5 protein-coding genes are annotated in these 6,747 nt (G+C 40.0%); 2 read left to right on the forward strand and 3 right to left on the reverse strand.

Annotation, left to right across the window (positions count from 1 at the left end; genetic code table 11):
* Positions 1–1,282: FAD-binding oxidoreductase (locus AC1DRQ_RS28580; RefSeq protein WP_477429089.1), on the reverse strand; the 1,282-nt coding region annotated here is incomplete at its 3' end.
* Positions 1,279–1,641 carry a dihydroneopterin aldolase gene (gene folB / locus AC1DRQ_RS28585; RefSeq protein ID WP_429392379.1) on the reverse strand — a complete coding sequence of 121 codons (363 nt, stop codon included), beginning with the start codon at positions 1,639–1,641 and terminating at the stop codon, positions 1,279–1,281. The genes folB and AC1DRQ_RS28580, both read right to left, overlap by 4 nt.
* A gap of 239 nt (positions 1,642–1,880) precedes the next feature.
* Between folB and AC1DRQ_RS28590 the strand changes: the two genes are divergently transcribed.
* Positions 1,881–3,062, forward strand: coding sequence for an acyl-CoA dehydrogenase family protein (locus AC1DRQ_RS28590; RefSeq protein ID WP_477429092.1), 1,182 nt, complete (start codon positions 1,881–1,883; stop codon positions 3,060–3,062).
* A 104-nt stretch (positions 3,063–3,166) separates the two neighbouring features.
* Complete coding sequence (locus tag AC1DRQ_RS28595; RefSeq protein ID WP_477429094.1) at positions 3,167–5,251, forward strand: tetratricopeptide repeat-containing sensor histidine kinase; 2,085 nt, start codon at positions 3,167–3,169, stop codon at positions 5,249–5,251.
* A 9-nt stretch (positions 5,252–5,260) separates the two neighbouring features.
* On the opposite strand, the gene AC1DRQ_RS28600 is transcribed toward AC1DRQ_RS28595, so the two are convergent.
* A complete protein-coding gene (locus AC1DRQ_RS28600) occupies positions 5,261–6,616 on the reverse strand; it encodes a GH1 family beta-glucosidase (RefSeq protein WP_477429097.1) in 1,356 nt (451 codons plus the stop codon).
* Positions 6,617–6,747 lie beyond the last annotated feature (131 nt).

Here is a 6,747-nt window from a genome sequence, read left to right on the forward strand (position 1 = left end):
GGCCTATCCCATGCTCGCCAGAAAGAGTACCGCCAAGTGATACGGTTAATTCAAATATTTCCTGAATGCCAAACTTTAATTTGTTGTTCCAGTCAGCATCGCTCATGTTGGCTTTAATGATATTTACATGCAGGTTCCCATCACCCGCGTGGCCGTAACATACTGATTCAAAACCATATTTACCACCTATCTCTTTGATCCCTTTTATTAATTGGGGCAATGCTGCGCGGGGCACAACAGTATCCTCTTCCTTATAAACCGAGTTTGATTTTACTGATACCGCCATGGTGCGGCGCAAACGCCAGAGTTCTTCTTTTTGTGCCGATGAATCAGCAAATAATACGTCGCGGCAATCATAAGCTTCTAAAACCGCATTGATCTTTTCGCAATCGGTAAATATAACATCCTGGTTATTGCCGTCTACCTCTATCAGTAAAAAGGCCTCTATGCCATCCTGCAGATCAAAGGCAATATCATCATGTTCTTTTACCCATTCCACTCCCCTGCGTTCCATAAATTCCAGTGCCGAAGGCACAATGCCTGCCCTGAATATGGCCGATACCGCCGCGCAAGCCGCTTCATTGGTTGGGAACGAGGCAAGCAGCAATGCATCAAGTGTAGGTAAAGGTATTAGCTTAACCACTATTTTAGTAATGATACCCAATGTACCTTCTGAGCCTATCATGAGCTGGGTTAAATTATAGCCAGAGGCATATTTAAGCGTATTGGCACCCGTCCATATAATTTCGCCAGATGGTAAAACCACTTGTAAGTTCAGGATATACTCGCGTATTGTACCATACTTCACTACCCTCGGTCCGCCCGAACCATGTGACACATTGCCTCCTATAAAACAACTGCCTTTACTGGCCGGATCAACCGGATAAAGTAAACCTTTGGCCGCTGCCTGGTTCATAAACTCCTCGGTAATTACTCCTGGTTCAACCGTAGCCTGCAAGTTCTGCTCATCTATTTCAAGCACTTTATCAAAGCGCTCCATGGCTATGAGTAAACCTCCTTTAACAGGCAAAGCGCCGCCGCTTAAACCAGTACCAGCCCCACGTGGTGTAACCGGGATAAGGTGCTTATTGCACAACTTCATCAATGCAGCTACCTCCTCCGGGTTTTTAGGCTTTGCAACTACTTCGGGGTAATAAACCAGATCCTCGGTTTCGTCGTGGCTGTATTTTTCAAGCTCAGCATGGTGTACCACAATCGCATCGGCACCAACAATGGCCGTAATGGCATCTAATACAGGAGTTGTTATTATATTGTAGTTCATTTTGCTAATGGATAATTAATAATAACGCTGGAATACGCTACTTTACCTGCTAAAGGTGGATTTATTTTTTTAATGGTCACCTGTATGGTTTTTACAAACGGATATTTGTCCCTGATCTCGTCGGTAATGGACTGTCCCACGGTTTCAATCAGTTTACGGGGATGTTTCATCTCTTCGCAGGCTATTATATATATCTTTTCGTAATCAACCGTATTATCCAGGTTGTCATCATTCAAATCGGTCTGCGGTATAAAACCAACCTCAATATCCACTACAAAACGGCATCCTAATTTTTGTTCTTCGGGATAAAATCCGTGGTATGCAAAAAACTCAGCACCCTGCAAAGCAATATTAATCATGTTCCAAAAGTAATTATTTAGTTGATTTAGTTCCTGGTTTGCGATTAAGATTAGAAAAAATTAACACAGACGATGAGGAGATGAAACTTTTTCAAAAAAATAAAAAAGCTAAAAAAGCAGGTTTAAATTGTTTAAACCTACTTTTTGTAAATAAGTGGCCTGTAGTATTAAAAAACAGCGATTTGGTCTTGTTTAACTCCCCGCTAAATCATCTATATTTGCCCACCAACTATAACATTATGGCTAAAACAGATCTTTACGAATCGCCTGATTATTATCAATTAGATGAGCTGCTTACTGAAGAGCATAAATTAATACGCTCAACAGTACGTAGCTGGGTAAAAAAAGAATTGAGCCCCATAATTGAAGATTATGCCCAAAAAGCAGAATTCCCGATGCAGTTGATAAAAGGCCTGGCCGGGATAGGCGCGTTTGGCCCCACCATACCTGTTGAGTACGGCGGTGCCGGACTGGATTATATGGCTTACGGCATTATTATGCAGGAAATTGAACGTGGCGACTCCGGCATCCGTTCGGCTTCGTCTGTTCAGGGTTCATTGGTGATGTACCCTATTTATGCTTACGGATCTGAAGAACAACGCAAAAAATATCTCCCCAAATTAGCATCCGGCGAAATCATGGGTTGCTTTGGTCTTACCGAGCCTGACCATGGTTCAAATCCAGGCGGGATGACAACTAATATTAAGGATGCAGGCGATCACTATATTTTAAATGGTGCAAAAATGTGGATCTCCAACGCACCGTTTGCCGACATTGCCGTGGTTTGGGCTAAAGACGAAACCGGTAAAATTCGCGGGCTTATTGTTGAGCGTGGCATGGAAGGTTTTACCACACCCACAACACATAATAAATGGTCATTAAGAGCATCAGCTACCGGCGAACTTGTTTTTGATCATGTTAAAGTACCAAAGGAAAACCTGCTGCCAAATGTTGCTGGTTTAAAAGGACCTTTAGGCTGCCTTAACCAGGCGCGCTACGGCATAGCATGGGGTGCATTGGGTGCAGCTATGGATTGTTATGATACGGCTTTGCGCTACTCCAAAGAACGGGTACAGTTTGGTAAGCCCATTGCTGGTTTCCAGCTGCAGCAAAAAAAACTGGCCGAAATGATAACCGAGATCACCAAGGCACAGCTATTGGTTTGGCGTTTAGCAGTACTTAAAAACGAAAACCGAGCAACCGCGGCACAAATATCAATGGCCAAGCGCAACAGCGTGGAAACCGCCATTAACATAGCCCGCGAAGCTCGCCAAATACTGGGGGGCATGGGCATAACCGGCGAATACCCTATTATGCGACACATGATGAACCTGGAATCGGTAATTACTTATGAGGGAACACATGATATTCATTTGCTTATAACCGGCATGGACATAACAGGCGAGGACGCATTTAAATAAACAGTTTAATCACATAACAATTAACTCATTATTACGTAAAAGTTAAACATATAAGTATTGTTCATTTTGGTTATGAATATTATATTTGTTATTACGTAACTTAAATGTCATACCCTTACTTTTCTTCCATTTTAAAACGTATTGTTCACAAACATGCGCTATGGTTGTTTTTGGCATTTTCTACCCTTTTACATTCCTGCTCATCCAACAATAATGATAATGGCGACTATTCGCCTAAATTTAAAGCTATTTATGATACTGTATCAAGGTATTATGAAATTAAAAAGAAACCTTTAATAGGTACACATTATCTCGACTCCAGCTTTAAACAGCTTAAGCATCCTTTTGTAAACGACTGGTTTCGATTTTATAGCTTTCATTTTGTATATGAAAGAAAAGCCACCCGTAATGCCAGAAAAACATTATTATATGCTGATAGCATGATGTTGATGGCAAAAAAAAGCATCACTAAAAAGCAATACCTCGTCAATTTTGCCGAAGCCAATTTTGCTACCGGCGACGCTTACTTTGATCTGTTGCAATATAGCGACGCGTATAATTACTATTATAAGGGTTACTTTATTGGCAAAAACCTGATCAATAACGAGATATTGGCCGAATATACCTACCGTATGGGAATGATATTGTTTAAGCAGATGCATTACCTTAAGGCGGCCAATTACTTTAAAACAAGTTATGGGCAAAGCATGGCTTATAAAAACGATTTCAGGGCATTTTACCAGCGGCAGGAACTACTTGGCAATATTGGCGAAAGTTATAAGAACGCTAACATGATTGATAGTGCATCATTCTACTATACAATGACACTTAATTATATCAATTCTCACGCCTCCCGGTTTAGTAATGTACCCAATATGCTTGAGGTAGCCCGTGGTGTTATTTATGGCAACCAGGGTGAAATTGCTTTTATAACCCATAATTACGACGCCGCTGAACAATTATTTAAAAAAGGTATTGCTATTAACCTGCAGAAAGGCCATGATAACCACGACGCCCAGCTGGCCGAAATAAAACTTGCACAATTATATCTGGAGCAAAATAAAACTGATCAACTTTTTGATTTGCTCAAAAATTTAAGGGTACAGCTGGATAGTTTAAGTAACGGGGATGCTGAACCTAACTGGAATGATTTAATGAGTAAATATTACACTCAGAAAAAAGATTATGCCAGGGCTTTATATTATTTACGAACCTACTCGTCTCTTAAAGATTCAGTAATTAAAAGGACAAACACACTTAAAAATGTTGACATCAACCAGCAACAAGCCAATTTTGATAAACAAAATCAAATAGATAGCCTTAAAGATCACAATAAACTACAGCTTATTTATATTTATTTAACCATACTATTTTCGGCTATGGCAGTGATCATCATTTTACTTGTTTTCAGGAATTTGAAAAGATCAAAACAGGATATCATAGCCATTAAGGCTTTAAATGATCAGATAAAAGAACAGAATAGTCATCTTGAATATGCACTAACTAAACTTGAACTAAACAATCAGGAAAAAGACAGAATATTACGAACTGTAGCGCATGACCTTAGAAACCCTATTGGTGGCATAGCCTCATTAACCAGCGTAATGACCGAGGATGATTATACTGATGAGCAAAAAGAAATGCTCTCCCTGATAAAAGAAACGTCATTTAATTCGCTCGAACTGATTAATGAAATACTGGAAGCTACCAACATAGCAACTGCAAAACTTAATAAAGAGCTGATTGATATAAATACTTTACTATATAATAGTGTTGAATTACTACGCTTTAAAGCAGCCGAAAAAAATCAGGTCATAAATTTTGAACCGTTAGATAATCCACAGGAATTATTGATCAGCCGGGAAAAAATATGGCGGGTTATTAGTAATCTGATCAGTAACGCCATAAAATTTAGCCCGGTAAATGCCAGCATCCTGGTTAAAGCAGTAAACTTTGAAAACAAGGTACATTTATCAGTAAAAGATCATGGCATAGGGATACCTGATAAATTAAAGAGCCAGGTGTTTAATATGTTTACCGAAGCCAAACGCCCCGGCACTGAAGGCGAAAAATCGTTTGGCCTGGGCCTTTCCATTTGCCAGCAGATTATTGAAAAGCACAACGGTCAAATATGGTTTGAAAGCGATACGGAAAATGGCACCACTTTTTATTTTTCATTGCCTAAATAAATCAATTACCTACTTCAAAAAGCCAGCATACCAGCTTCCCGAAGCTTTAACAATGCGCTCTTGCGTATCATGGTTAACATAAATTAATCCAAAGCGGGGATGATAACCTTCGGCCCATTCAAAATTATCGGTGAGCGTCCAAACAAAATAACCGTTGACTTTGCAGCCTTCGTTTTTAGCCTTTAAAACCTGTGCTATGTAATTTTGTAAGTATTGCCGGCGTTTGGAATCATCCACAATACCATCTTTTACTATATCAGGAAAAGCGGCACCATTTTCGGTAATGATTATATTTTTTACCTGCGGATAGGCATCAAACTTTTTGATCATGTGATAAATGGATGGTGGATATACCTCCCAGCGCATAGCCGTTAGTTCAACATTCCTATTTTCGGCTTTTACCATTCGGGCACCTATATATGGCGTAAAAAACGAATATTTTACAATTTCGCGGGTGTAATTCTGTATCCCTATAAAATCAAAGTCAAAATGCATGTTATCCTCATCACCAGGCTGAAAATACTTTTGCAAGCCTTTTAATACCGGCAAATCTTTTACTGGGTAACCTAACCCTAAAATAGGTTCAATAAATAAGCGGTTTATCAATGCATCGGCTCTTCTGGCGGCGGCAATATCACGGGGCTTATCAGTAAGCGGTTCAATTTGTGAGCACGAAAATGTGGTACCTATTTGAGCCTGAGGTAACAGGCTACGCAGTATTCTGCCGCCTGCGGTTATACTTAAAACAACATGATGAATAGCAGGTATAAAATTTTTCATCCCGCTGCGGCCGGGGGCATGGATACCGAAAAAATAACCTGCGCCTGTAAATACAACAGGCTCATTCATTACCATCCAGTGTTTAACACGGTCGCCAAAGCTTTTGGCACACAGGGTTACAAATTCACTAAACCAATCAATAATTTCGCGGTTTGTCCATCCGCCTTTTTGTTCAAGCACCTGTGGCAGGTCCCAATGATAAACGGTAACCCAGGGTTCAATTCCCTTTTGTATGCAGTAATTTATAATACGGTTATAATAATCAATACCAGCCTGATTAATTTGACCGGTTCCTGTAGGCAGTAAGCGCGCCCATGATATGGAAAACCTAAAATTCGGAATATTAAGCTGTTTGATCAGGTCAATATCTTCTTCATACCTGTTATAAAAATCGCATGAAGTGCGTGYATGGTCGGCGTTTAATATTTTACCTTTTTTAGCAGTGAACGCATCCCACACTGATTCACCTTTACCATCGGCATCATGGGCACCCTCTATCTGAAATGCAGCGGTAGAAACCCCCCAAATAAAATCGGCGCCAAAAAGTTGTTTGTTGAGTTGTTTATCCTGATCAGTTAATTCCATTAAATTGAGCTACGCAAAGCCCAAAAGTGCGATTATATTTACGAAAGAAAAACTTTAACGACGAACTTAATGTATGAAAGATGATTTCATACTTTTCAAGATCATCCATTCGCGGAAACCATTGATAAGCC

The sequence above is a fragment of the Mucilaginibacter sp. P4_E8 genome, assembly GCF_056401495.1.